Annotated in this window: 21 protein-coding genes; 6 read left to right on the top strand and 15 right to left on the bottom strand. The window is 58.4% G+C overall.

Annotated features, from left to right (window positions below):
• Positions 1–69 precede the first annotated feature (69 nt).
• Positions 70–1,119 (top strand): fumarylacetoacetate hydrolase family protein, encoded by a 1,050-nt coding sequence (locus ASE07_RS02750; RefSeq protein WP_057289279.1) that lies wholly within the window; start codon positions 70–72, stop codon positions 1,117–1,119.
• Positions 1,120–1,156: 37 nt separating this feature from the next.
• The gene (locus ASE07_RS02745; protein ID WP_057289278.1) at positions 1,157–2,287 is read left to right on the top strand and encodes an FAD-dependent oxidoreductase; all 1,131 of its coding nucleotides are present in this window, start codon (positions 1,157–1,159) and stop codon (positions 2,285–2,287) included.
• A 170-nt stretch (positions 2,288–2,457) separates the two neighbouring features.
• On the opposite strand, the gene ASE07_RS02740 is transcribed toward ASE07_RS02745, so the two are convergent.
• The 7 genes from ASE07_RS02740 to ASE07_RS02710 all read right to left on the bottom strand — a co-directional run bounded on the left by ASE07_RS02740 (position 2,458) and on the right by ASE07_RS02710 (position 10,983).
• A complete protein-coding gene (locus ASE07_RS02740; RefSeq protein WP_057289277.1) occupies positions 2,458–3,381 on the bottom strand; it encodes a LysR substrate-binding domain-containing protein in 924 nt (307 codons plus the stop codon).
• Positions 3,382–3,605: 224 nt separating this feature from the next.
• On the bottom strand, positions 3,606–4,022 hold the full coding sequence (locus tag ASE07_RS02735) for a nuclear transport factor 2 family protein (RefSeq protein ID WP_057289276.1): 417 nt from the start codon (positions 4,020–4,022) through the stop codon (positions 3,606–3,608).
• Between the two features lie 19 nt (positions 4,023–4,041).
• Positions 4,042–5,112 (bottom strand): VOC family protein, encoded by a 1,071-nt coding sequence (locus tag ASE07_RS02730; RefSeq protein WP_082583913.1) that lies wholly within the window; start codon positions 5,110–5,112, stop codon positions 4,042–4,044.
• Between the two features lie 251 nt (positions 5,113–5,363).
• Positions 5,364–6,386, bottom strand: coding sequence for a LysR family transcriptional regulator (locus ASE07_RS02725; protein ID WP_200960868.1), 1,023 nt, complete (start codon positions 6,384–6,386; stop codon positions 5,364–5,366).
• A gap of 127 nt (positions 6,387–6,513) precedes the next feature.
• Entirely contained in the window at positions 6,514–7,872 is a 1,359-nt protein-coding gene (locus tag ASE07_RS02720; RefSeq protein WP_057289275.1) for a DUF1329 domain-containing protein, read from the bottom strand.
• Between the two features lie 19 nt (positions 7,873–7,891).
• Positions 7,892–9,580, bottom strand: a complete 1,689-nt coding sequence (locus ASE07_RS02715; protein WP_235548328.1) for a DUF1302 domain-containing protein — start codon at positions 9,578–9,580, stop codon at positions 7,892–7,894.
• Positions 9,581–9,867: 287 nt separating this feature from the next.
• Positions 9,868–10,983, bottom strand: a complete 1,116-nt coding sequence (locus ASE07_RS02710; RefSeq protein WP_082583912.1) for an amidohydrolase family protein — start codon at positions 10,981–10,983, stop codon at positions 9,868–9,870.
• A 250-nt stretch (positions 10,984–11,233) separates the two neighbouring features.
• Between ASE07_RS02710 and ASE07_RS02705 the strand changes: the two genes are divergently transcribed.
• Positions 11,234–12,277: a fumarylacetoacetate hydrolase family protein gene (locus tag ASE07_RS02705; RefSeq protein WP_057289272.1), complete on the top strand. Its 1,044-nt coding sequence runs from the start codon at positions 11,234–11,236 to the stop codon at positions 12,275–12,277.
• A 95-nt stretch (positions 12,278–12,372) separates the two neighbouring features.
• On the opposite strand, the gene fdhA is transcribed toward ASE07_RS02705, so the two are convergent.
• The 8 genes from fdhA to ASE07_RS02665 form a co-directional block, all read right to left on the bottom strand.
• Positions 12,373–13,572 (bottom strand): formaldehyde dehydrogenase, glutathione-independent, encoded by a 1,200-nt coding sequence (gene fdhA, locus ASE07_RS02700; protein WP_057289271.1) that lies wholly within the window; start codon positions 13,570–13,572, stop codon positions 12,373–12,375.
• Positions 13,573–13,826: 254 nt separating this feature from the next.
• Entirely contained in the window at positions 13,827–15,518 is a 1,692-nt protein-coding gene (locus ASE07_RS02695; protein WP_162256857.1) for a methyl-accepting chemotaxis protein, read from the bottom strand.
• Between the two features lie 234 nt (positions 15,519–15,752).
• Positions 15,753–18,209: an efflux RND transporter permease subunit gene (locus ASE07_RS02690; protein ID WP_156396340.1), complete on the bottom strand. Its 2,457-nt coding sequence runs from the start codon at positions 18,207–18,209 to the stop codon at positions 15,753–15,755.
• Complete coding sequence (locus ASE07_RS02685; protein ID WP_156396339.1) at positions 18,206–19,324, bottom strand: WD40/YVTN/BNR-like repeat-containing protein; 1,119 nt, start codon at positions 19,322–19,324, stop codon at positions 18,206–18,208. The genes ASE07_RS02690 and ASE07_RS02685 overlap by 4 nt, the downstream gene beginning before the upstream one ends.
• Before the next feature lie 297 nt (positions 19,325–19,621).
• Entirely contained in the window at positions 19,622–20,752 is a 1,131-nt protein-coding gene (locus ASE07_RS02680) for an FAD-dependent oxidoreductase (protein WP_057289269.1), read from the bottom strand.
• Positions 20,749–21,114, bottom strand: coding sequence for a Rieske (2Fe-2S) protein (locus ASE07_RS02675; RefSeq protein ID WP_057289268.1), 366 nt, complete (start codon positions 21,112–21,114; stop codon positions 20,749–20,751). Before ASE07_RS02675 ends, ASE07_RS02680 begins: the two co-directional genes overlap by 4 nt.
• Positions 21,115–21,127: 13 nt before the next feature.
• A complete protein-coding gene (locus tag ASE07_RS02670) occupies positions 21,128–22,087 on the bottom strand; it encodes a VOC family protein (protein WP_057289267.1) in 960 nt (319 codons plus the stop codon).
• 39 nt (positions 22,088–22,126) lie between these two features.
• Positions 22,127–23,287, bottom strand: coding sequence for an alpha/beta hydrolase family protein (locus ASE07_RS02665; protein ID WP_057289266.1), 1,161 nt, complete (start codon positions 23,285–23,287; stop codon positions 22,127–22,129).
• Between the two features lie 376 nt (positions 23,288–23,663).
• Here ASE07_RS02665 and ASE07_RS02660 point away from each other — a divergent pair, with 376 nt between their 5' ends.
• The 3 genes from ASE07_RS02660 to ASE07_RS02655 all read left to right on the top strand — a co-directional run bounded on the left by ASE07_RS02660 (position 23,664) and on the right by ASE07_RS02655 (position 25,282).
• Complete coding sequence (locus ASE07_RS02660) at positions 23,664–24,647, top strand: LysR family transcriptional regulator (RefSeq protein WP_082583910.1); 984 nt, start codon at positions 23,664–23,666, stop codon at positions 24,645–24,647.
• 273 nt (positions 24,648–24,920) lie between these two features.
• On the top strand, positions 24,921–25,058 hold the full coding sequence (locus tag ASE07_RS28585) for a hypothetical protein (protein ID WP_156396338.1): 138 nt from the start codon (positions 24,921–24,923) through the stop codon (positions 25,056–25,058).
• 11 nt (positions 25,059–25,069) lie between these two features.
• Complete coding sequence (locus ASE07_RS02655) at positions 25,070–25,282, top strand: hypothetical protein (RefSeq protein WP_057289265.1); 213 nt, start codon at positions 25,070–25,072, stop codon at positions 25,280–25,282.
• Positions 25,283–25,458 lie beyond the last annotated feature (176 nt).

The following is a 25,458-nucleotide window of genomic DNA, read 5'->3' as shown; positions in this document are numbered from 1 at the left end:
GCGCTACCCCGCTAACCGACGTCCAACTGACGTCCAACTGACTTTCCCATACCTTGAAGTGGAGACCACATGTCTGTTCCATTATCTACACCGGCTTTTAATCTCGGGACCTTCTCGATCGCCGGCTGTCCGCCCTTCGCGGGCCTCGTTGCGGGCAATCGAGTCATTGCGCTCGACGCCGTCAAGAAAGTCGCAGATGCGCAGGGATTACCGGTGACCGGGACTGGCTCAGTACTGGCGCTGCTGCAAAATTGGGAGAGCAATTTCAGTTCCCTCGCCAAAGCCGTTACGTTAGTGGATGCGAATGATCCGGCCTGGGCGCCTGTCGATGCATTGCACGTGCACGCTCCCGTGGATTTGCCGCGCCAGATTTTCTGCACCGGGGCGAACTACTTCAAGCACGTGGTCGATCTCATTGTTGACCTGGGTGCGGGAGCCACGCCGGGCACCGAAAAAATGACACCCGAGGAGTTGCGGACCTTTGCGGAAAACCTCATGACCGAGCGTTCCAGAACAGGCTTCCCCTATGTCTTCAGCAAAGTGCCGTCAGCAGTGACCGGCCCGTTCGACCCGGTGATCCTGCCCGCAATTTCACACAAGCCGGACTGGGAACTCGAACTTGCTGTCATCATCGGCAAACCGGCTCGCCATGTTCGGCGCGAGGATGCGCTGAGCTACATTGCAGGCTACTCGATCGCCAACGACATTACGAGCCGTGATCTGATCTGGTGCACCAAGGACAACAAGGCGATGGGGACCGACTGGATATCTTCCAAAAACTCGCCGACCTTTCTTCCATTCGGTCCGTATCTCGTACCGGCAGCCTTCGTACCGAAACCGCAGGATTTGCGCATAACGCTCAAGCTCAACGGCAAAACCATGCAGGACGAGAGCACCTCGGACATGATCTTCGATATCGCACGCCAGATCGAATACATCTCCAGTCGGGTACAACTGTGGCCGGGTGACGTCATCTGTACCGGGTCTCCCGCCGGCAACGGCACCCACTACAAACGCTTCCTACAGGAGGGCGATGTGATGGAAGGTTCCATCACCGGTCTCGGCATGCAGCGCAATCCTTGCGTCAAGGAACCAACCCCCGGCGTGAACACCGCCTGAGCAGCACACAGACATCAAACACATCATTGGAGAAGACATGGCAACGCATCGCAAGGTTTTGATTATCGGTGGCGGAATTACCGGCATGTGCACGGCCATCCAGCTGCGCAAACTGCAGTACGACGTCGAGCTTGTGGAGATCGATCCCAACTGGCGCATTGACGGCGCAGGCATCACGATCAGCGGACCAACGCTGCGCGCGTTCAAGGAAGTGGGCGTGATCGCTGACATCATGGAGCAGGGAGCCTGTACCGATAACCTCACTATCGGCCTGGCGAACGGCCAGGTGGTGGCACAGATCCCAACCCAGCGCGTCGCCGGCCCGGACATCCCCGGAACCGGCGGAATTCTACGCCCCGTCCTGGCACAAATTCTGGCCAAGGCAACGCGGGCTTCCGGCGCTACGGTACGGCTCGGCCTCACCTACACTGCCATCGAACAGAGCAATGGCAAGGTACATGTGACCTTTACCGACGGCACATCGTCTACCTACGATCTGGTCGTCGCAGCCGATGGCGTGACGTCCAAAACCCGCAGCCTGCTCTTGCCGCATCTGCCGAAACCGGAGTTTACTGGGCAGGGATCGTGGCGTGCCGTCGTACCGCGTCCGGCAGAAATCCAGAATGCATCCTTCTACATCAGCAAAACCACCAAGGCCGGCATCAATCCGGTCTCGAAGACCGAGATGTACCTGTTCTGCCTGCAGCGGATGGAGACCGATGAGTTCATTCCAAAGGAAACCTGGCCGGCGCGCCTGGCCGCGCTGCTGAGCGATTTCAGCGGCGTCGTTGGCCAAATCCGCGATGGTCTCAATGAACACTCTCACATACTTTATCGGCCGCTGCACAAGTTGATGGTGGCGGCGCCCTGGCATGTGGGCAATATCGTGTTCGTTGGCGACACCATGCATGCGACAACCCCGCATCTGGCGTCAGGCGCCGGCATCGGCGTGGAGGACGCGATTGTATTGGCGCAGGAACTGGATCGCCATGAGAACATTGTCGATGCGTTCACAGCCTTCGCCTCACGCCGCTATGAACGATGCAAGCTCGTGGTCGACAGCTCCGTCAAGCTCGGCGTGCTGGAAAACCTCGGTACGGAAGACGCCAAGCAGGAACATACCCAGCTCATGATGAAAGCTGTGCAGGCCCTGGCTGCCCCGATCTGAAGACTTGGTTCAATCAGGACCGAGCCATGTCTGTGCCCTGCCTGAATCCGGTGCAGGGCACAATCTAACCAAGCTTGCAGCTCGCTTCCGGCTCTTCGATGGCAATCTGCAAAGGTCGCGAGTCTTTCGAGCTTTCAGAATTATGCAGTCTGTCTGTTGGAACCAAATGATTAACTAATTTCCAGCAATATCGGCTCATTCCTTGCTGCGTCATGCATCAATCCACGCAGCCACTGATGTACCGGATCTTTTTCCAGGTAAGGATGCCACAGCATCATCTGCTGGGTTTTAGGGTACGAGATCGGTACAGGCATCAGGCGAATTGGAAAATAGTTAGCCAGTTTTCGCGCAAGCCGGGTATGCATGGTGCCGATGCGGTCGGTTCCGATGACCATCTGGGGCACCGCGTTAAAGTTGGGTACTGTGATTTCAACGCGCCGCTTGTACCCTGTCGTGCTGAAATGCAGTTCTTCGAACGTTCTCAGGGCGCCCGGGAAATGGGTAACGACATGTCCCATTGCCAGATAGTGTTCGATCGTCAAGGTGTTGCCCACAAGGTCGTTGCGCGCGCAGACGACACAGCAAAATGAATCTTCCAGCAGCAATTCTCCTTGCAATTCCTCCGGCGCATAACCCCTCGGTATGAATAGCATGTCCGCTTCGCCACGGATAACGTAATCCGCACTTGCCTGCGACGGCTGGATAATTTCAAATGTAACCTTCGGTGCTTCGCTGCGCAGTCGCTGCGCGACCTGGGCGAGCAAGATGCTGGTCGTGTAATCGGAAGCCACGATGCGGAAATGCCGATCGCATTGTTCAGGCGTGAATGTGGGCCTGATTTCCAGCGTTGATTGAATTTGGAGCAACAGTTGGTGAACCGGGTCTTGCAAGCTGAGTGCAAGGGCCGTCGGCACCATGTTGCGTCCGACATTGACCAGCACTTCATCCTCGAAGTATTCACGCAACCGGCCGAGTATGCTGCTGGTGGCCGATTGACTCAAATGGAGCCGCTTCGCGGCCTTGGTTATGTTTTTCTCATCGAGAAGAATATCGAGCGCGTGTAGAAGATTTAAATCCAGCTTCTGGAAGCGCATGCTGTCTCCATTTTCAAGTTTTTCTCATTATACGAAATTAATCATGGAAGCTTCCCTGCAAATCGTTATTGCAAGACACCGTCATTCGAAGGCGAGACAACTTCAGTTCCAAGAATGCAATTATCTTTCAATAATATTCATTGGCTTCGCCAGACAAGTAAAACGGGCCGCATCGCGGCCCGTTTCGGGAACTCAAAGAATGGTAACCGCTTCAACCTGGCCGTTTACTTGCCGGACTCCATTACCGGCAGCCGCGTTGCCTGGAAATTGACGATTTGCCATCCTGCTTGAGGGTCATTCTTCCATACCTGTGTCACGAAGGCCTGAACCACGACTGGCGCTTCCAGGTTGGGAGCCGTAATGGTGTTTGTCATGTATCCGGTCATCACCGCGACATCGCCATATGCCTTGACCGCCAGCTTGTCGCGCTCGATCGATAGGAAGCGCGCCGGACCCTGCACGTAGGCCAGATATGTTGGCTTGTCCTGCACATTGCCAATCGAATGGGTATAACTCAGATCGTCCGCAAACAGCGTTTCCAGTTTGTCGAAATTCCGCTCCACCAGGCACTTGCGGCGCAACGCCTCCAGTTCGAGAAGATGGTTTGCTATGTTCGTCGGTTCATGGTCATTGGTTTGCACATAAGCTCCTGTTCAAATGTTAGGCCTGCCTGACCGGCACCGGAACTATGGCATCGTTGGAGGGCTCGGGCGCCGCTGCATCAGCCGTGGGCGGCACGAGAGCAGGCGCTTGCCTGGACGGTGTATAACCATCGACCACTTCGAAATCCCAAGCCGCATCCACCATGAAGGGCTGAATGTTCGTGACGAAGCTCCAGGCGCCGAACATCGGATTCCAGGTACGCGGGACCCAGTTGTCATCGATATGATCGGAATCCGCTCCATACTCCGCCTGACCGCCCGTCGGGCATGGCAAATACATGAAGAGCGAGGACGCAATGCGATGCCGGCCCAGACCCCAGGCCGACTTGGGCCAGCCCTTGCGTTCCATGTAATTCGCGCCGATCATGATTTCGTCAACGTCGTCCACGCCGTAATTAACATGGTCGAAACGCGGCTTGCCGTCCAGGCCGGGGAACGGCAGGTGGGCGTTCAGAAAATAGATGTTGTGATGGTCGTGCGCGCCATCGGCGCGGCCAAAGATGCCGAAGGTCCGCTGAACATCCGACAGCCTGAATCCCAGGCGGTCACGGTAGAAAGTCCAGGAGGCTTCGGTATCAGGCACCTGGAACACGACGTGCTGAATAGTTTTTGGCCGGGCGCGCGCAATCCAGCGGCGGTGCTTGTTGACGCGGTTGATATTGCCCGGCGAGTTGGCCGGATCGACACTGGACACGACCGGATTCTTCCGGAATATGCGGAAGCCGATCGCCATTCCGTCATCGGTGAAACAATGTGCGGTGCCCTCTTCATCAATCCGGATTTCACGGTCGCGGCCAAGATCTTTCAGCAGCCTTGCCAGACCTTCTTCGGTATTCACGCCCCAGATGACTTCCTGAACGCCGGTGCCGACAAGCTTTGATTTCGGGATGGCTGGATCGGAAATATGCCGGATGATGACATTCGAGCCTTCGTCCAGAAGAAAGTGTGCATGCTGGTCGCTTTTTTCGAGCAGCGGCAAGCCGAAGTCGTCAAAAAAGCGGGTGCAGAGCGCAACGTCGTCAACGCCGTACAGAACGGTGTGGATGCCGTTGATTCCATAAATTGCCATGAGTGCCTTTCCTCGCGAGTGTTGGATTGTTCAGGATGCAGTGCAGGATGGCTCTCGATCCGAGCCATGACTGTCATACCGTCGGGCTTGTACGGACTGCCGAACGAGTGCTGAATGCATGAAAGGATATTAGGCGAATCGGTGTCTTGCGATAAGCCGAATAAATTGAACACCGTTATCACCGCCATGGATACCAGACGCCGTCTTCCCTGGTACGGCGGCCATGCGCAGGGGCCGGTCTCCCCGGTAGATCAAGGGAATGCCGTCACCAAGGGGCAGCGCTCCATCGCCACCTCTTTCATCACCGCGCGCAGCCATTGATGCGCGGGGTCTTTCTCCTGATACACATTCCACTGCATTACCATTTTCATCTTGGGTACGTCGATCGGCAACGGCAGGCAGCGGATGGGAAAGTAATCCGCAAGATATCTGGCCAAGCGGGTGTGCATGGTGGCAACCCGGTCCGTCCCAAGCAATAGCTGCGGCAGTGCACTATACGATGTGGCGGTGATCTCCACTCGTCTCTTGATCTGTGCGTTATCAAATACCCAGTGTTCGAAAGACTTCGTACGGCCGGTGAACTCCACGCTGACGTGCCCCATTTCGAGGTATTGCTCTCTGGTGATCGACTCTCCCACCAAGTCATTGCCTGCCCAAGTCACGCAGCTGTAGGTGTCTTCCAGCAGGACCTCGCCGGAGAAATCTTCCAAGATGAACTCTTCCGGTACGAACATGAAATCTGCTTCCCCACGACCGATGTATTCGGCCGCATCAAGTGAGGGCGGAGATACTTCTATCGTGACCTTGGGCGCCTCCGTTCGAAGGCGTTGCGCCACGCGCGTCAGAAGAATACTGGTGGTGTAATCGGAAGCAATCAGGCGGAAATGCCGCTCGCATTCCGCTGCAATGAAATGGGGCCGGATCTCCAGCGTCGCCTGAATTTGCAGCACAAGCTGGCGAACCGGTTTTTGCAGGCTGATCGCCAACGCCGTGGGTACCATGTTGCGCCCGACATTGACCAGCAATTCGTCATTGAAATACTCACGCAGGCGTCCGAGAATGCTGCTCGTCGCCGATTGACTCAGATGCAATCTCTTTGCTGTTCTGGTGATGCTCTTTTCATCAAGAAGCAGATCGAGTGCCACCAACAGGTTCAAGTCCAGTTTTTGGAATCGCATTGCCTTGTCTCCATGATTTTCCGGTCTGGTCATGCCATTGGATCGCCGTGATCCGACCAGCCTGTTTTCTTCAGGAGAAAGATAATCGACGCCCATGTATTCTTAAAACGATTTAATTTGATTCGAGCTATCGAAAACGGCAATACAAAAAACCGGATGCCTTTCCAGACATCCGGTTATCGGAGAACGTTTCCTACCCTAACCAGTAAAGACGCAATGTTGGTCAGCGTGCATTGCTGGACAGTGCGTCCGGTGAAAAGAGCGAGTCCGGAAAATGCGGCGTGACGATTTTGTATTGCGACTGCTTGTCATTCATCAGGTTGCCGGCAAACCATGTGTTCGAAAGCAGATCATTGAAGCCGAAGGAAATCTGCGTCACGGCGGGCAGGTCGGGCATCAGTATCGGCATCAGCCAGGTGCTCTTCCAGAGCTGACCCTTCGCGTCCCAGCGATCGCCGAGCACGGCAAGCCAGCTGTCTTCGTCAACGTAGTACACCCCCTTCGGCGCAACATGTCGCTGGCCCGCTTTCAGATTCGCCTCCACCACCCACACGCGATGGAGCTCCCAGCGCACATGGTCGGGATTAAGATGATTTGCGCCGAGTACATCCGCAGAGTTCGTCGGCTTGTTCAACTTGTTGGTATTGTAGGGAATGAGCACTTCCTTCTTGCCGACCAGTTTCCAGTCGAAGCGATCCAGTCGGCCGGACCACACTTCCAGTTCGTCGAACGTCATGACGCCTGCAGTAGCGGGAGTAGGCGTGTCGCAGCAGGCATTGGGCAGCTTTCGTGTACGGCGCTGACCGGCCAGATAGACATAGCTCTGATCCTTATCCGAATCCACATTCAGGCGGCCGTTGATGGCCTCGCCGGCGCGCACCGGCGGACCGGCATTGATCAGGCGGATATTCCAATAATTGCCATTCCATTTGTCAGGCGATGTTTCCTGGTAGTAGTACGGCATGCTGAATTCGCCTTGCGCATCCACCGTCATCACGGGCTTGCCATCGGAAGTGATGAGATAGTGACGGAAATCGATATGGAAATCCGCTCCGCGCCAGTGGAGCAGATAATTCCACATCACTTCCTGGCCGTTCTTCGGGATGGGAAACGGAATGCCGCCGAACGCTCCGGCAGGTACCCCCTTTTCGTCCAGCTTGGCACGGGAAGCATTCTTCAGCGTGTTTTCATATACCCATTGCGGAGCCGCCGCAGTACGATGGGTGGGATAGACGTCCAGCCGATAGCTTGGATACTTCTTCAGCATGGCCTTGGTGCCGTCGGTCAGCTTGTCGGCATACTGGTCCATGTTCTTCGCGGTGACCGTGTACAGCGGCTTTTCACTGGCGAACGGATCGTGGTCGCGGCGCTCGCCGTTCTTGAAACCGGGCAGCGGCTTCGTATAGCCGCCATCCCAGGCCGGAATCGAACCGTCCTTGTTGCCGGCTTTTTCGCCGCCCAGCGGCGTGAGCGTCTTGCCCAGCTGCGCGGCTTCGTCGGCCGACACCCCCGCCAAGGACATGCCGGACATTCCCATGGCGCTACCGATAAGCGCAGCGATCAGGCTAGTCTTGAATTTCATGTTTCTGTCTCCTGTTGTATCAGAACGTGCGGCGCACGGTCAGCGATATGAAATCGCGGTCCTTCAGAGTCTGCTGATATGTGTACACGGTACCCAATCCGGCCAGTACGGCGCCCGGTGCCGCCGGACCGTAGTAATGGGTGTAGTTGATGCCGAAATTCCAGGTGCTTTGATAATTGCCGTTGATGCCGATACTGATGTCGCCACCGCCGTCAGGTCCGAAACCGACACCAAGGGCACCGGAGCGCCCTTTCGGGAAATAGCTCAGGCTGACCGGCACATCGATGTCCAGACCGGGCATAGCCTGTCGGTAGGTCGGTGTGTACAGTGCGCGGAAACCCCAGGAGTCGCGCTCTGCATTCCTGTCCAGAAAGGCGGCATTGCGCGTCACGCTGGTGACCCGGTTCCATGCAACTTCCGCAAGAAGGCTCGATTCCTGCGCAATGAAATTCGGATTGAGCGTCGCCAGTGCAGACAGATTCAGGTGGGCCGTGCGGCCTACCGGATAGGTCGGATTGTCGCGATTGTCGGCTGCGGCGGCCGGGCCGCCGAACGCAGCGGGCACCACGCGGAACAGATCGGCGGTTGCGGTATTGCTCAACGCCACATTGCGACGCACCGACGCTTCGGCGGAGAAGTTCACGGGTCCCACCGTCGTGGTGGCGCTGACGCCATAGGTGCGAATATTCTCGTGATAGGCCAGTGCATAGGTCGATGTGGCCGGGCGCAATATCACCTGCGGCGTCTTGTCATGGTACTGCGCAGCATAGAAGCCAAAGTCGAAACCGGAGCCCTCCGGTGTCCATTTCAGCTGCAGGCCGCCCTGGCCGGAATTGCGTGCCTTGAGGTCGGCGGTACGCACATCGGCCGCGCCAGGACCGAGCAACAGGCGTTCCGCCCCCGTGCCCAGGAAGTCGACCGATGAGAAATAACTGCCGACGCCGGGCAGCAGCGATTCTTCCCATCGATACTGGTAATAGCCGCCCACCGAAACATTGGAATTAACCTGCAGTTGGCCGGACAACTGTCCTACCGGGCGAATCAGTTCCTTGAATTGCGTACCCGGCACCGATTGCGCCTTGACGATATCAATCGGCTGCTGCGCGGCTGCGATGCCGTTGGCGCCGAAGAACAGCGTTTCGCCGTACACAAGCGCATGGCGTCCGAGACGGACCACGCCTGACATGTCGCCGATTTCCCCCTTGGCGAACACAAAAGCGTCCAGCAGTTCCCCCCTGCGCCCGTGGAGATCGCGGGTCGGGCCGGGAAACTCCGTGTTAGGCACGGAAATGGCGTTGTAGGTAAAGGGGGAATTGTTGTCGGTAGACCGGTTATAGACGGAGTCGTACCAGGCCGCGCCACTGACGCGCGCGCCGAAGTTCCGGTAGGTGAGATCGGCTTCGGTCAACCAGTCCAATCGATTGGAAATGAGACCCTTGCCGAAATTGCGGTCACCGTCGTCAACATTCGCGCCGTTGGGGGCGTCGATCAGAACGGGATTGCGATCCTTGACACGTACCCCGGCGCTGTATTTGAAGGAGTTGTCCCAACGGAGCTTGAGATCCGGACTGCCGGTGTCGATTTCCATTGCGGACGCCGCAGGCACCGCCAGCATTGCCGCGACTGCCATGGCGATGGCGCGCGGCTTCATCCGCACAAACTGCCTTTGCGGGTAATGCCGATGTGATGTCTTTCCCTTTGAAGCCATTTCGTCTCCTCTTGTTGAGTTTCTTGGATGCGACCGTCGGACCCAGACGAGTCGTCTGCCTGTCATCGGCATCTCGCTGTCTTCAGCGTGCATCTGGTGTGCATCTGTTGCGCATGGCCGGTAGTGGCTCGGCTGCTTTATGACTGCATGACAAGCATAGAGAAAGGCCTCTGATCTGAAAAATCGAATCTTTCAATCCGAGGCCTCCATATTTCAGATAGCTGGCGGTTCAATCCGTCTCTTGCATGCGCTTCGTCATGCTCTGCACGCTCTGCACGAGATCGTGTTCAACGCTTGGTCCGCATGTCGCTGAACGCGACGCCCAGCAGGCGCTCCGCGTTCTTGTGAAGAATCAATTCCTTGTCCGACTCGGATAAGCCAGGCACCGCGTCCAGCAGGTCGTGAATCGCGTAATGGCCCATGTCAAACGGATAATCTGTCCCGATCACCACCTGGCTTGCGCCGGCCTCGGCAACCAGATGGCGCATCGCCTCCGGTTCGTACACGAGATGATCGAACCAGATCTGCTTGAGATACTCGCCTGGAGCCTTCTTGCTCTTGTGCGCATCGTCGCGCGCCTGCCATGCATGGTTGGAACGGCCGATATAAGACGGCAGGTAACCGCCGCCGTGCGCCGCAAGAATCTTCACCCCGGGATAGCGATCAAGCACGCCGCCGAAAATCAGGTGAGAGAGCGCAATCGTCGTCTCGATCGGCTGGCCGATCACGTTTTGCAGGTAAAAGCGGTCAAGACGGGACCCGAGCGTGGTGCCGAAGGGATGGATGAAGACGATGCACCCCAGCTCTTCGACCTTGGCCCAGAAACGTTCGAGCGACGGATCAGCCAGTTCCTTGCCACCAATCATCGTGGAGATTTCCACCCCGCGCAGGCCCAGTTTGCGCACCGCGTGCTCAAGCTGAGCGATGGCGAGATCGGGATGCTGGAGCGCGAGGGTTCCCAATCCGACAAACCGGTCTGGATGCGTCGCGCACAACTGCGCGATGCCTTCGTTCTGAATACGCACGACTTCCTCGGACAGGTCCGGTTCGGCCCAATAGTAATGCTGTGTGGATGTCGGGCTGACGAGTTGCACGTCGACGCCCATCGCATCCATGTCGCGCAGGCGCAGTTCCAGGTTGACCAGCTTGGGGCCGACCTGCGGCAGCATGTGCGTATTGTTGTACTGCACTGACTCGCTACCCATCGCGCGCAGCATCATTTCAGGTTCCGCCGCTTTTTGCGGCAGGCCCGCCACCAGCTTTTCCACTTCGGGGAACATGGCATGGCAGTGCAGATCGACGGTCAGCGTCTTGCGCTTGCCGTGCATGGCGCCACCGGCCTGTCCCCGTTCGTCCGCCGGACATTGAACGGGACAAGCGGAGGTGCATTTATGAAATAGCATGAAGTCTCTCCAGGACTGAATGAATCGGCGTGCACGCATGGCGGCACGGCAGTTCGATTGTAATGACGACATGCGTGAACAGGCGGCTCCGATCCATGGATTATTCCGATTGGCATGCTTGCGAAAATCGGATGGTCGACCGGAATGCTCTGCCATCAATTTTTCTGCTGGCCGCTACCTAAAAAAGTGACACCTTGCACGAGCGGTCCACTTTTATACTCCTGCGGACCTGACATTCAACCAAGAGACCATGAGTAATCCGCCGCGCAATCAATCCATTTTCAAACTGGGCCGTTTTTCCATCGCCGGATGCACGCCGTTCACCGGACTGGTATTCAATGACGAGAGCGTCGTTGCGCTGCGCGCATTGACCTCGATCGCGGCTGTATCCGCTGAAGCCCGGGCTGCCTTTCGCGGTGACGAATCAATGAGGGACTTGCTGGAATCGTGGCCGCATTACCTTGATGCGCTTCGCAAGGCCATCGCCGGTGAAGGCGCGGCCGAGGCAATCAAGCGATCTGCAGTGCCCTTGTCGGCACTGCAGATACATGCACCGGTCATGCCGCGGCAGATATTCTGCACGATTGCGAATTACCATTCCGGGGCCATTGAGGCGGTACTGGACAAGGCCGCGAAGACGAACGATCCCGCGTCGGCAAAGTCCGTTGCCTCCGCCGTGCTGGACGCCTGCCAACACCGGGTCCGCCATGGCGAACCGTACGTTGCCTCAAAATTGTCCTCGGCCGTCATTGGTCCCTACGATCCGATTCCCATTCCGGCATCTGCGCTGCAGGTGGACTGGGAGGTTGAACTCGGTGTCGTCATCGGAACCGGCGGTTACGCGATACGACGCGAAGACGCCATGCGGCATGTGGCCGCTTACACCGTCGTCAATGACATTACTGCGCGCGATCTCATTGCGCGTTCCGACGTGCCCGCCATGGGCACGGACTGGCTCAAGGCGAAATCCGGTCCTGGCTTTCTTCCCGTCGGGCCGTTCCTGGTGCCGGCTTGTGAAATCAATGATCCGTATACGCTGCACATGTCGTTGAGGCTCAACGGAACAACGATGCAGCAGGAATGTTGCCGCGACATGATGTTCGACATCGCCGCCCAGATCGCTCATGTTTCCCGGCATGCCCGCCTTTTCCCCGGCGACTTGATCTGCACAGGCTCGCCAGCGGGATTCGGATCGCACTTCGGCCGATTCCTGCGCGTCGGCGACGTGGTCGAGGCTACGGTTGCAGGCATTGGCGCGCAGCGCAATGCCTGCATCGATACCGATATCACATAACGACCGTATTTGCCGCTATCGCAGCGGATGCAGGGCAACAGCCGGATGGCTTGGGGCTGCCAAGCCGTCCCGGCGTGCCCCGCGCCTTCCCAGGCTCAGGCGGCCTTGAGCATTTGATGAGGATCGATCACGAATTTCTTCGGCACGCCAGCATCGAACTCTCCGTAGCCCGTGGGCGCATCATCCAGGCTGATCACCTGCACATTGACGATCTCGGCCACATTGATGCGGTCCCACAGGATGGCCTGCATCAGCGCGCGGTTGTACTTCATCACCGGCGTCTGACCTGTATGGAAACTGTGCGACTTCGCCCAGCCCAGACCGAGGCGGATCGACAGGCTGCCGTGCTTGGCCGCCGCATCCGCCGCACCGGGATCATCGGTCACGTACAGACCGGGAATGCCGATCTTGCCGGCCGCGCGCGTGATTTCCATCAGCGAATTGAGCACGGTCGCCGGCGCCTCATGCTGTGCGCCGGCATGGCCGTGACCTCGTGCTTCGAATCCCACGCAATCCACCGCGCAATCCACTTCAGGCGTTCCGAGAATTTGAGCAATCTGTTCACTCAGCGTCGCATCCTGCGATAGATCCACCGTCTCGAAGCCCACCGCCTTCGCATGCGCCAGACGCACCGGATTGACGTCCCCCACGATCGTCACTGCTGCGCCCAGCAGTCGCGCCGATGCCGCCGCGGCCATGCCCACCGGCCCTGCGCCCGCGATGTAGACGGTGCTGCCCGGTCCCACGCCTGCGGTCACCGCACCGTGATAGCCGGTCGGCAGGATGTCGGACAGGCAGGTCAGGTCGCGGATCTTTGCCAGCGCCTTGTCGCGGTCCGGAAATTTCAGCAGGTTGAAGTCCGCATACGGCACCATCACATACTCCGCCTGCCCGCCGATCCAGCCGCCCATGTCGACGTAGCCATAGGCGCCGCCGGCGCGCGACTCGTTGACGTTCAGGCAGACACCGGTGTGCTGTTCCTTGCAGGTGCGGCAGCGGCCGCAGGCGACGTTGAAAGGCACTGATACCAGGTCGCCCTTCTTAAGGGTTTCAACGTCGCGACCGACTTCAAGGACTTCGCCGGTGATTTCATGTCCGAGAACCAGGCCTACCTGTGCGGTAGTGCGTCCGCGCACCATGTGCTGGTCTGAGCCGCAGATATTGGTCGATACCACGCGCAGGATCACGCCATGCTCGATCTTCCGACCGCTAGGGTCTTCCATTTTGGGAAAGGGAATGTCCTGTACTTGGACCTTGCCTGCTCCCATGTACACAACGCCACGGTTCTCTGCCATCTAGATCTCCTAATGCCTTTTAGTTTTCAGGGTCCGTCTGCTTCATGTGCATGACGGGGTGAAGAGGCTTACCAGCCTTTGGAGACTATAGAGGCGGCTGGCGACCAAACAAAACCGATTCGTTCGATGGGTCGTATCGTGTCAGTCGATACACATGCCTGGACTAAATGCGACTGAGGCTCCCTGCTTTCACTGCAATGGTTCCACAACCAGCCTTATGCCATGCCATGCAATACCATGGTCAGAGACTGGTATTAACCGCGCATCGCTCCCGCATCTCCGATCATTGCATGCCGCTTGGAGTGGGAAGGTGCCGGACCGGCGATTTGTACGGTCGGCAGCGGTTGCGGGACTGCGATGGGAACAAGCTCAGGAGTTGCAACAGCCGAATCAAGCTTGAACAGACTGACGGCCTGCGCAAGGTCGCTTGCATAAGCCTTCAGATTTTCCACGGACGATGCGGCCTGCTCCACCATCACGGCATTTTGCTGCGTAACGGAATCCATTTCCGCCACCGCCCTGCCCGCAAAGGCGATATCCGATCGTTGCTGTTCACTGGCGTCCGCAATATCCCGCATCAGCTCGGCAACCTGCCTGACTCCCTTGACGATGGCATCCATGCTCGCGCCTGCTTCATTGGCCAGCGTTCGTCCGTCGGTGACCTCGTCCAGCGAGGCACTGATGAGCTGCTTGATCTCCTTCGCCGCTGATGCGGACCGATGCGCCAATCCGCGCACTTCGGATGCCACGACGGCAAATCCCCGCCCCTGCTCGCCGGCACGCGCCGCTTCGACCGCGGCATTGAGCGCCAGCAGGTTGGTCTGAAACGCGATGCCGTCAATGACGCTGATAATGTCGGCAATGCGATTGGCCGAGGCATTGATCGATCCCATTGTCTGCACCATGCGTGTCACCACCTGGCCACCGCTTTCGGCTGCCGTGGACGCATTGCCGACCATGACGCTGGCAAGTTTGGCATGGTCCGCATTGGTTGCGACCGTGCTGGTCAGCTCTTCCATCAGCGTTGCCGTCTTTCTGAGCGAAGCGGCTTGCTGCTCGGTCCGGCCGGCCAGATCCTGGCTGCTGGCTGCAATGTCGGTCGACACCGACGTGATGACATTCGTGTTGGTGCGCACATTGCTGACGATATCGGCCAGCCTGTCCCGCATCTTTTTCATGGCGGCGAGCAGGCTGTTCTCATCGCCCGGACGTGTCCTCACTTCCGCCTCCAGATCGCCCGAAGAAATTTTCTCGGCGACGGTCATGGCATAAGTGATGTCGCCGCCAAGCTGCCGCTGTATGCTCCGCGAGAGGACAAACGATACGATCATTGCGATGGCGATGGCGGCCACGCCATTGACGATCATCATGAGTCGCGCCGACTCATAGGCCTTGCGCGCTTCCTGCGCTGCGCGTTCGCTTTCATCGGCTTGGAATTGAATCAATGCGCGCAGCGCCGCCATCCATTTTTCCTGGATCGGCAACACATCGTTGATGAGCAAGGTATAGACCTGGTCCGCCTGGGCCGCCAATGCCATTTCGGCGCATTTGTCGATATGCGGCTGTGCGGCCTTGCCGAGCTGGATGATAGGCGCGAGCAAATCCTTTTCCTTGGCGCTCGCATTGACGAGCATCTTCTCAAGCTGCGCCTGCGCCTCGAGATACAGCGTCTGCTGCTGCTTGAGCTTGGCGACCTCCGGCTGCATTTCGGCCAAGGAGCCAACCAGAGCGGCGTTACGCAGCGCAATCATGCGCTCATAGACGGAATCTCGCATCGCGCCGGCCAGCTTGGATTTGAGACTATTGACGTTCGCGATCTGATCCATGCGCTCCTGGTTTTCCGCCATGCGCATGACCCCCAGCACGGACGTGATCGCCAGCATCACAACAATAACGGCGAAGCCGAAACGCAGGCGCGCGCCTATCGTGAATTTTTCAATATGCATTTTCCTCTCCTTGACTCCCGCAACCGGATTGTTATCAAGAGGCAGTGATGTCATGCCGCTTGCTTTGAGACAATGATATGGAACCTGAGCCGCAGCGAGGCATTGATTATTTCGATGCGTGGCATTGCCGCCACCGACATGCGCGGATACCGAAAATTTTGCAGCGTTACGGTTCCGTGAAGGTTTGAAAAGCATGCGGGCCGCATAAGCGGCCCGCACCTTGAACGCATTTTCCTATGCTGTCTGCACGATCGGGGCGTTCGTCGGAAAATCTGTTCGACCAGTGGTCTCAGACGCATCCTCTTGTACGGCCGCGCCTTTTGCGCCGGGCAACAGGAAGTAAGCGAGAGCGGGCAACAGTACCAGCGCACCGACCATGTTCCACAGGAACATGAAGGCCAGAAGAATCCCCATGTCCGCCTGGAATTTGATCGGCGACAGTGCCCAGGTCGCCACGCCGATAGCCAGCGTGATCCCTGTCAGCAGCACCACCTTGCCGGTGAACACAAGCGCACTGTAATACGCCTGCGAGAGACTTTCTCCGGCACGCATGCGCGCCAGCATGATGCTCATCACATACAGGGCATAGTCGATGCCGATGCCAACGCCCAGCGCGATGACCGGGAGGGTTGCCACCTTTACCCCGATGTTGAGCCATACCATCAGGGCTTCACACAGGATCGACGTGAGCACCAGCGGCACCACTGCGCATATCACCGCGCGCCAGGACCGGAACGTCACCAGGCACAGCAGAATCACCGCGGCATAGACCCAGTAGAGCATCTCGTTGCTGGCAGCCTTGACCACGATGTTGGTCGCCGCTTCGATGCCTGCGCTGCCTGCCGCAAGCTGGAATTGCACCTCCCTGGTATTGTTAGCCTTGGCAAATGTCTCGACCGTATTGACCACGCGGGTGAGCGTGTCGGTCTTGTGGTCTGTCAGGTAAGCATAGACCGTCAGAAGGTTGCAGCTGTCGTTGTACAGACCGCGCGGCGCTCCCGCCGTCACCATGTTGAGCGAGGCCTGGTTCTGCAGCAAGTCGTACCATTTGAGGTTTCCTTCATTCAGGCCAGTGGTCACGCGCCGGTTCAGCAGCGCCAGCGTGTTGGTCATTTCCACGCCGGGGACTTGCGACAGCTGCCATTCCAGCGCATCGACTTTCATCAGCGTGTCATAGTTGGCGCAGCCGCCCTCAGGCGTCTTGACCATCACCGCAAAAACGTCGGTACTGGCGGCATAGTTCTTTACGATGAACGCATAGTCCTGGTTATAACGCGAGTCGGCACGTAATTCAGCCGCGCCGGGATCGAGATCGCCGATCTTCAGCTGCTTGCTGATGATGAAGCCGCCGACGCCCAATACCAGCGCCACCACGAGCGCTGACCAGGCGGCGCTTTTACGGGTGAACAGGTCCAGCGCGCGCCACAGCGCCGGCGCCTGCAGCCTGCCGGCTTCTTCAGCCTGCAGGCTGCGGCGGGCCGCCTCCGGACTGACGCCTACATAGGACAGCAGAATGGGCAGCAGGATCAGGTTGGTAAAGATCAGCGCCGCCACGCCAATGCTGGCGACAATGGCGAGGTCCTTGATGACCTTGATGTCGATCACTATCAGCACCGCAAAGCCCACCGCGTCGCACAGCAGGGCCGTGAGACCGGCAAGGAACAGCCGGCGGAACGTATAGCGCGCGGCGACAAGCTTGTGTGCGCCGCGACCGATATCCTGCATGATGCCGTTCATCTTTTGCGCGCCATGGCTCATGCCGATGGCGAATACCAGGAAGGGCACCAGAATGGAGTACGGGTCGAGGCTGTAGCCCAGGCTGGGCAGCAGGCCGAGCTGCCAGATCACCGCGACGATGGAACAGGACACCACCAGCAGGGTGCTGCGAACGCAGCGCGTGTACCAGTAGAGAGTGATGGCGGCAATGGCGATGGCCAGCGCGAAGAACAACAGGATCTGCTTCAAACCCTCGATAAGGTCTCCCACCACCTTGGCAAAGCCGATGATGTAGATATTGACGCCCTCGCCTTGATACTTGGCGCGGATCTCTTCCAGCCGCGCGGAGAGCGCCGAATAGTTAAGATCCTGACCATCCGCCGTGCGCGCCAGCAGCGGCACGTAAATGACGCTGGAACGCCCGTCGATCGCTACCAGCTGTCCGATCTCGTTGGAGCGCTGCACATTGACCTTGACCTGCATCACGCTTTGCGCAGAGCCGTTGTAATCGTTGGGGATGACCGGCCCGCCGTCCATGCCGTCCTCTGTGACGCCGATCCAGCGGGTCGATGGCGTCCACAAGGATTTCATGTAGGCACGGTCCACGCCGGGAATCAGGAAGACTTCATCGCTGATCTTTTGCAGCGTGGCGAGGTAGGCCGGGTCATAAATGTTGCCGCCCTTGGCTTCCACGCCGATCCGGATCGCGTTGCCGAGACCCGAGAGCTCTTTTTTGTTCTGCAGGTAGTTGGCGATATAAGGATGATTGGCGGGAATCATGTCCTCGAAACTCGCGTTGAGTTTGAGCTTCGTTGCCTGCCAGCCGAGCGCCACGGTCAGCAGCAGGCACAGCAGCACTACCAGAAAGCGGTGGTTGAACAGCACCCGCTCCAGCGGGCTGCCCGAGCGGGTATCAAACTTCGCCAGGTCGGTAATGATCGGCTGATCGGCCGGGGTGGAAGTATGCATGCTCATTTGGTTGCTCCTGCGGCGCCTTTCGCCTGCATGGGAAAACTGACAAGGCCGCGTACGCCGGCGCCGATCATGCTGCCATCGGCCGCCTGCACGATGGCAGCCAGCGGCGGTCCGCCCTGCGGCGCGAAAGGCCGTACGCTGCGTCCGTTGTCGGCGCTGGCGAACAGTTGTCCGGCCTGATTGGCCAGCATGATGCCGCCGCTCTGCAACGGCGTCATTGCGCTGACCGACACCGGGAACAGTCCTTCGGTGCGCTCGGGCTGCGGCGTGCCCACCGACAGGCGGAATGCATTGCCCTTCAGTCCGCCGGCCAGCACCCCGCCGTCCGCCAGAGGTGCGAGTGCAAAGAAGCTGCCGCGGTAGGGAGTCTCGACTGCAGCAAAGGTCTTGCCGCCGTCGCTGGAACGTGCCAGCAAGCCCTGCTCTCCAGCCAGCCAGATGGCATCATTGCTGGCCTTGACCGCATACAGGTGCAAGCCCTTCGGGTTGGCAATCCGATCCATGATAGGCTGCCAGCTCTGACCGCCGTCTTCCGTGCGCAGCGCCAGTCCGTACGCGCCGACAACAATGCCTCTGCGCTCGTTAAAGAAAATCAGGTCAAGGAAAGGCTTGTCAGGACCATCCGCCGCGAATTGGTTGACAACTGCCGGATCGACACCATTGCCGGAGGCGCTTTGCAACAATGCAATGACCTTTGCGCCGTCAAGCTGACGCTTCCAGGTTTCACCGCCATCGCTTGTGTGAAGAACAACGCCGGCATGGCCGGTCGCCCAGCCCATCTTTTCATTGACAAAATTTACTGCGGTCAAGGTAAGGCTGACCGGCACGCTGGCCTGACGCCAGGATTTGCCATCATCGTCTGAGAGCACGACCAAGCCACGCTCACCCACCGCGACGATGCGGTTGCCGGCGCGGGCAAGACCCAGCATCACGCGTCGCTCGGGCGCTGCCGTCTTGATCGCGGCACGCTCCAGTGGAAGGCTTACTGCTCCGGCGGCAGGGCCGGTGGAATTCGAAGCATTTGCGGCCATGGCCGCCGGCAGGAACGATATTCCCAGCCCGGTGATCAACGCGGCCGCGTTGCGGGCACGTAGTTGCGTCCAAGTTTTCATCATTCTATTTTGTTCGTGAACGGTCAGCAGGCACTGCGCAGGAACACAGGCTGCACCATCCCGGAGTCTCCATCCGGGTATTGCAGGAAAGAGAATAACGACGCCGGCAGCATTTGAAAAATGGATTGTGCAGATTAAGGCTATCGATATTCATGATGCATCTCACGGGAAAATCGGCTTTAGGGTGTGCAAAAAGCCTGTTCCGGACCATCGCGGGCTCCACGGGATGGTCTGGAACAGGTATCAGGAATATGCGGAATTGGCCTGCCGGAAGGAACGCCGGCAGGCATTGCGGAAAACTCAGATCGGTGTTGCCAGTGCCATCATGGACTGTCGCATGATGCTGGCATGCTCTTCCTTGTCGCCATGCTGGATTTCTATCTCCCCCAGGCGGGCGGAGTTTTCCACGACCATTCGGCAGCGCTCGAACCGGCGCGCCTGGAAGCGTGCAAGCGCCTGCGCCGCGGTCCCGCCGTTACCGATCTCTTCCGCCAGAACGATCCCATCCTCGATGCCGATGCAGGCCCCCGATGCAAGGTGCGGCGTGGTCGCATGCACGGCGTCGCCGATCAGCACGATGCGTCCGTCATACCAGGCTCCCTTCATCAGCAGTCCTTCGAGCGGCCGGTAGTTGATGAGCGAGTCATCACTGAGCTGCGCGCGCAGGCTTTGCAGCAGAGGGTCCGGGAACGGCGCGAGCAAATCCTTGACCTTGCCTACGAATTCCGCGGGGTCGACATAGGCGTTCTGCGGCCGGTTTTCGGTAATGAACATATACATGGCATCGGCCGAGACCGGATTGAAGCCGGGCTTGATATGCTCCCCTATCCACATCGTCGGCCGCTGGACTTCGGCAGGCCGCCGCAGCACTGCGCGCCAGACGCCCTGACCGAAATACCGGGGTTGAGGCGCATCCGGAAACAGCGTCGTCCTGACCTTGGAGTACAGGCCATCGGCTCCGACCACCAGGTCGAATCGTTTGCGGCGCCCATCGGTAAAGCGCACATTGACGCCCTCTTCATCCTGTTCGATGGCGGCGAAGCTGCAACCCAGTCGAACAGACACGCCCGCCGCGCGGGTGGCTTCCGCCAGGATCGCCGCGAGCTCCGGTCGCATGATACCGCCGCCGCCCGGCACATCGGGTCCGGCAATGCGCGGTGTCGGCACCGAACCGATCACCTGGCCTGTCGCCAGACGAATATCCAGTCCATCCGTTGCCGCGCCACGCTTCAGGAACTCGTCGAGAATGCCGAGCGTCCGGAACGCCCTCAGCGTCGCGCCGCCCAGGCTGATACCGGCCCCGTAGGCGCGCCAGCCGGGATCGATTTCCACCATGTCGACTTCGATGCCGAGTTTGCGGAACTGGATGGCAGCGGACATGCCGGAAAAACCACCGCCAATGATGAGGACGCGGCGCACCGACGAATTCATTGTTGTTCTCCTGAATGGGAATTGAGTAACACAAGCGTCTCCTCCGCTTGCGTGATGTCGACATCGACCGGTTCCAGCGACTGTCCCAGGCATGGCCCGAGGGTGCAGACACCAGAATCGATCGCAAACTGCGCGCCGTGCGCGCTGCAGACAATGCGGTCGCCCGCCTTGTTCAGATACGCATCCTTGCGCCATGCCATCGGCGTGCCGCCAAGGTGGGGGCAGGCATCGCGATACGCATACACCTTGTTCCCCTGGCGGACGACGAACAGCGTATCGCCTCCCTGACTGTACGGATCGAAGCCGCGCGAGCCGCCGTCAGGAATGTCGTTCAGGCGGCAGAGCACTATCGGTTCCGGCATGACGTCGTACGGTTCAATGACGTTCGGCGACGCCCGCCGCTCCGGGAGGCGGACCGCCCGGTGCCCATTTTTCGCGCCGCTCGAACAGGAACAACTGCGAGATATCCGCGGTCGATGGCGCTTCGCGCGGCGACCAGGACTCATCGTGCAGGTCCATGTCGGCGTCATATTCGACATGGCAGCCGAGCGGGCTGTTGAAATACCAGAACCAGTTCGAGCCATAGTGATGGCGGCCAGGCCCCCAGAAAGACTGATATCCCTTGTTCACCAGTTGTGTGCCGGCATGCATGACTTCGGTGGGCCCGCCCATGTGGAAGGTAAAGTGCTCGCAGCCCTTCATGAACGGCGGCGTCTGGATCAGAAACAGGGTGTGATGGTCAAGCGTGCCGGCGGGGCGCAGGAAAGGACCGGCGTCCGTAAAGCGGTCGGTGCAATGGAAGCCCAGGCGCTGCGTATAGAAAGCTTCCGCCTTCGCGAAATCGGGAACGAACAGCACCACATGGGACAGGGAACGAGGACGGGCAGCATTGCGCTCGTCCACGCCGAGATGGTTCACCGGGCGGCTGAACGGCGCACCGGGCGCGTTGGAAATTTCGCCAGGCAGTGAAATCGCGCGCCGGCAGCTGACCTGGAAGCCGAGCACGAAGCCCATGTCGTCCACTGACTCGATACTGCCGTCAGGCAGGCGTCTCACTTCACGGTCCTTCGCCAGTTCGGCCGCAATGGCTTCCACCGCGGCGGCATCGACCACGCCATAGATTGTCTTGCGCAGCATGCTGGCGGTTCCCAGCCCGGGGGGCAAGGCCGGATCGTCCTTGTGCGCGATCACGACGGACGTTCCGTCCAGCGCTTCAAAGCGCCCACCCTTTTCCGTAATGCCAACGGGTTCCAGACCGTAGTCCGTCAGGAATTGCATGCATGCCGCGACGTCGTCGACGCCGAATACCAATGCGTCAGGTCCAATGATTCTCATGGTTCTCTCCTCTCGTTCATGTGTTTCTCTCGCCGGTCTTTACACCGTTGTCCGCCCGCCGAGCGTTTCCGCCACCCAGTCGGCGATATAGGCGCCGGCATTGGCGGAATTATCAAAGCTTGCATGTTGGGCACCGCCTTCGCGGTCGGTAAAGATTTTCAATTCACGCTTGGGACTGTTGACCAGCTGGTCATAGGTACGCTGCGCCCAGTGCAGCGGAATCTGGGAGTCCTTGGCGCCATGGGTGACCAGGAAAGGCACCTTGATGCGGTCGAGGATGCCATCGAGGTGAACCTTTTCCGCGATTTCCATGAATGCTTCCTGGCTCTTCGCACCCCACACCCAGCGCACGTGTTCCCAGTAATGCGGCACGGGGAGGTTGCCTTCGCGTGCAAGGCGTTTTTTCTGCACATCGCGCCAGTCATGGTTGGCTCCCCAGACGACACCGCAGGCAAAGCGCGGCTCGAATGCCACCGCGCGCGGACAGTAATAGCCGCCCAAGGAGACGCCTTCCAGGCCAATGCGCTTCGCATCGACATCGCTGCGCGTTTCGAGCCAGTCGACGATCTTGCTGGCCCAGATTTCAGTGTTGTACACCGCATGCATGCCATGCAGTCGCAAGGCTTCGCCAGTGCCCGGCTGATCGATCACCAGCGACGAGATGCCGCGCTTGGCAAGCCAGGCGGGCGCTCCGACGCGGTACTTCATTTCCTTGAACGAATCCAGGCCATTGATCTGCACCAGGATGGGTGTGGGGCCTTGCACGCCCTCGGCACGGACGAATAGGCCGGCAATGTGTGAATCACCATAAGGAATCTCGACGTGCTCGCAATTTTCACCGGCAAGCTGCGTGCCTTTGTTGAATACGGAGAGGAAACGCTTGTACAGCTCAAGCCGGCCAGGTGCGTTATGCGCCTGCAGTCGTTCGGCGGTCATGTAGTAGACCGCTGCGCGGCCGTACTTGTCGCCGGCCGATATCAGGCGGCCTCTCGCTTCATCTTCGCCGGCCAGCTCGCACAATTTGTCAGCCATCCTGGACCAGGTCTCGCGAAAGGCTTGTGTGCCCGTCGCATCGGGTTGTTTCGATGCCTCCTGCAACGGTGCGCACATTTCTTCAATTTCGCCGATACGGGCTCCCATCTCGATAGCAAGATCGACCGACAGGTTCCAGACATAGTTAGTCGGGAAGTACTTGAACATTTTCTATCCTCGTTCCGATGTGAATCAATGAACACGAGCCTGACCGCAAGCGGTCCGCAGCGCATCTCTTGCGAGGACTATAGAGAACGTACCTGCCACGGTAAAATGGTTTTGACGGATGGTCGGTATCGGGGAAGGCAATGGCTGTGTGTCGGCCGCTGGTGGCACGATGCGTCGAGAAGAACCAAAACGAAGTTACCCTGATTTTTCGGACATGGCGCTCTGACCCGGATACTTCCGGGAAAGCATTTCATTTCTGGATACGTACTATCCATAAAATGAATCCCGGTACCGCTTGTCGCCGTCAGGCATCGCGAAATACGATATGTCCAGGCGCTTGCTGCTGTTATACCAATACTAAAATCCTGGAGACAATATGCGCTTTAACCGGCTTGACCTGAACTTGCTGGTCGCCCTCGAGGCGCTCCTGCTCGAAAAGAGCATCACCCGTGCAGGCCGCCGGCTTAACCTCAGCCAGTCTGCAACCAGCGGCGTCCTTTCCCGCTTGCGCGAATACTTCGCCGACGAATTGCTCGTGCCCGTCGGCCGCTCGATGGAGCTAACGCCATTGGCGCTGAGCCTCATCGACCCGGTGCGCAACGTACTGCTGCAGATCAAGGCAACCATCGAAATCAAGCCCGCCTTCGATCCCGCAACTGTTTTCCGCAATTTCAAGATTACCGCGTCGGACTACGTAACGACGGTGCTGCTGTCGGAAATGGCGTGCCGGTTGCCGATGGTCGCTCCCAACATCAAGATAGAAATCTCCGCGCCGGATGAAATTTTTCATGAAGCGATCGAACGCGGAGAGATTGACCTGATCATCATGCCGAAACAATATCTTCGCGGCGTGCATCCGAAGGAAGTGCTCTTCACCGAGGACTATAGTTGCGTAGTGTGGACCGGCAATACCGCCATTGGCGACACGCTGAACATGGAGACCTATATGTCGCTCGGACATGTCTCGACAATGTTCGGCCATTTCAGCCAGATGAGCTTTGAAGAGGTCGTGCTTCAGGCCACCGGGCACGAGCGTCGCATCGAGGTCACCACCGACAATTTCACTACCCTGCCCCACATGGTGATCGGCACCAATCGGATCGCCACCATGCATTCCCGCCTGGCGCGGCTGTTTGCGCGCTATTACCCGGTACGCCTGCTGCCGCTGCCCTTCGACTTGCCGGCCATGGAATTTGCGATGCAGTGGAACCGGTTCTTTGACAATGATCCCTCGCATCAGTGGTTGAGGAATCTTGCCAAGCAGGCTTGTGATGCGAAGAAGGATTCGCCGTCAGCAACGGCCATTGCAACTGCGGACAGCGAAGCGCGCATATCAGCGCCGGAAACACTCGTTACCTGAACGCGCCGTGGCGGAAAATCCCGGACTAGTGCATGTCGACATATCCCAATGGTCTCCATTTCGGCTTTGCGTCGCTGATGAATCGAAGGCAAATGGTTAACATTGAGAAACTGTGAATGCAGATACCCTGGATTGAAAAATGGCATGCCAGACGAATGAAGTGATCAGTCCACTTTAACCATCCATGTCATCGATAGGCCCCATCACGATTTTTGACTTCTCCAACGTCGTCAGTTTGACAATACTGAAAGCAGAACAAGACAAGGAGACATCATGCAACGCTTCTCAACGCGCGCTTCGGCCGACCGCGATAAGTACCGCTCGTTCACCGATACTGCCTATTGCGCAGTATTCATCGGTGTCAGCATTGCCTGCATCTACAGCGTTTATGACAGGTTTGTCTGGTTCTAAGGAAGAGCGAGATGGGCGAGATGTTCATAAAGGTCATTGACAAGTTCCTGCTCTTCTTCAATGACAGCTTCGTGCTGACGGCCCTGGCCATGAGCGGCGGCGTGTTTATGCCTGATGACACACTTTTCTACAACGTCCTGTTCGCTGGAAACGATAAGCACTTAGATAATGAGAAGTCGCTACACATTCATCTGGAAATGAGGCCGGTTCAGGAAATCAATTAGGGTCTTCCGCTGCAACGGGCCAGGCACCTACAGATCAAGTACCCGCAGAGACCCCTTTTCCCTCGAAGCGATTGTCGAACCACACTTGCACCACTGTGCCATAGAGATGCGTATCGCCGGACAGGGCCTTCAATACGTCCTCGATGTTCATCCTGGCGTCCATGTCTGAGTCGAAA

The sequence above is a fragment of the Noviherbaspirillum sp. Root189 genome (assembly GCF_001428545.1).
Taxonomy (GTDB): domain Bacteria; phylum Pseudomonadota; class Gammaproteobacteria; order Burkholderiales; family Burkholderiaceae_D; genus Noviherbaspirillum.
This window is presented reverse-complemented; position numbering and strand designations above follow the sequence as displayed.

What these genes read in the sequence shown, in the direction of transcription:
- ASE07_RS02745 (WP_057289278.1), top strand. Translation starts at nt 1,157, where the DNA reads ATGGCAACGCATCGCAAGGTTTTGATTATCGGTGGCGGAATTACCGGC.
- ASE07_RS02675 (WP_057289268.1), bottom strand. Translation starts at nt 21,114, where the DNA reads ATGCCGGAACCGATAGTGCTCTGCCGCCTGAACGACATTCCTGACGGC.
- ASE07_RS02660 (WP_082583910.1), top strand. Translation starts at nt 23,664, where the DNA reads ATGCGCTTTAACCGGCTTGACCTGAACTTGCTGGTCGCCCTCGAGGCG.
- ASE07_RS02720 (WP_057289275.1), bottom strand. Translation starts at nt 7,872, where the DNA reads ATGAAATTCAAGACTAGCCTGATCGCTGCGCTTATCGGTAGCGCCATG.
- ASE07_RS02740 (WP_057289277.1), bottom strand. Translation starts at nt 3,381, where the DNA reads ATGCGCTTCCAGAAGCTGGATTTAAATCTTCTACACGCGCTCGATATT.
- ASE07_RS02695 (WP_162256857.1), bottom strand. Translation starts at nt 15,518, where the DNA reads ATGCATATTGAAAAATTCACGATAGGCGCGCGCCTGCGTTTCGGCTTC.
- fdhA (WP_057289271.1), bottom strand. Translation starts at nt 13,572, where the DNA reads ATGGCAGAGAACCGTGGCGTTGTGTACATGGGAGCAGGCAAGGTCCAA.
- ASE07_RS02725 (WP_200960868.1), bottom strand. Translation starts at nt 6,386, where the DNA reads ATGGGCGTCGATTATCTTTCTCCTGAAGAAAACAGGCTGGTCGGATCA.
- ASE07_RS02670 (WP_057289267.1), bottom strand. Translation starts at nt 22,087, where the DNA reads ATGAGAATCATTGGACCTGACGCATTGGTATTCGGCGTCGACGACGTC.
- ASE07_RS02665 (WP_057289266.1), bottom strand. Translation starts at nt 23,287, where the DNA reads ATGTTCAAGTACTTCCCGACTAACTATGTCTGGAACCTGTCGGTCGAT.
- ASE07_RS02710 (WP_082583912.1), bottom strand. Translation starts at nt 10,983, where the DNA reads ATGCTATTTCATAAATGCACCTCCGCTTGTCCCGTTCAATGTCCGGCG.
- ASE07_RS02655 (WP_057289265.1), top strand. Translation starts at nt 25,070, where the DNA reads ATGGGCGAGATGTTCATAAAGGTCATTGACAAGTTCCTGCTCTTCTTC.
- ASE07_RS02750 (WP_057289279.1), top strand. Translation starts at nt 70, where the DNA reads ATGTCTGTTCCATTATCTACACCGGCTTTTAATCTCGGGACCTTCTCG.
- ASE07_RS02685 (WP_156396339.1), bottom strand. Translation starts at nt 19,324, where the DNA reads ATGATGAAAACTTGGACGCAACTACGTGCCCGCAACGCGGCCGCGTTG.
- ASE07_RS02715 (WP_235548328.1), bottom strand. Translation starts at nt 9,580, where the DNA reads ATGGCTTCAAAGGGAAAGACATCACATCGGCATTACCCGCAAAGGCAG.
- ASE07_RS02680 (WP_057289269.1), bottom strand. Translation starts at nt 20,752, where the DNA reads ATGAATTCGTCGGTGCGCCGCGTCCTCATCATTGGCGGTGGTTTTTCC.
- ASE07_RS02705 (WP_057289272.1), top strand. Translation starts at nt 11,234, where the DNA reads ATGAGTAATCCGCCGCGCAATCAATCCATTTTCAAACTGGGCCGTTTT.
- ASE07_RS02690 (WP_156396340.1), bottom strand. Translation starts at nt 18,209, where the DNA reads ATGAGCATGCATACTTCCACCCCGGCCGATCAGCCGATCATTACCGAC.
- ASE07_RS02730 (WP_082583913.1), bottom strand. Translation starts at nt 5,112, where the DNA reads ATGGCAATTTATGGAATCAACGGCATCCACACCGTTCTGTACGGCGTT.
- ASE07_RS28585 (WP_156396338.1), top strand. Translation starts at nt 24,921, where the DNA reads ATGCAACGCTTCTCAACGCGCGCTTCGGCCGACCGCGATAAGTACCGC.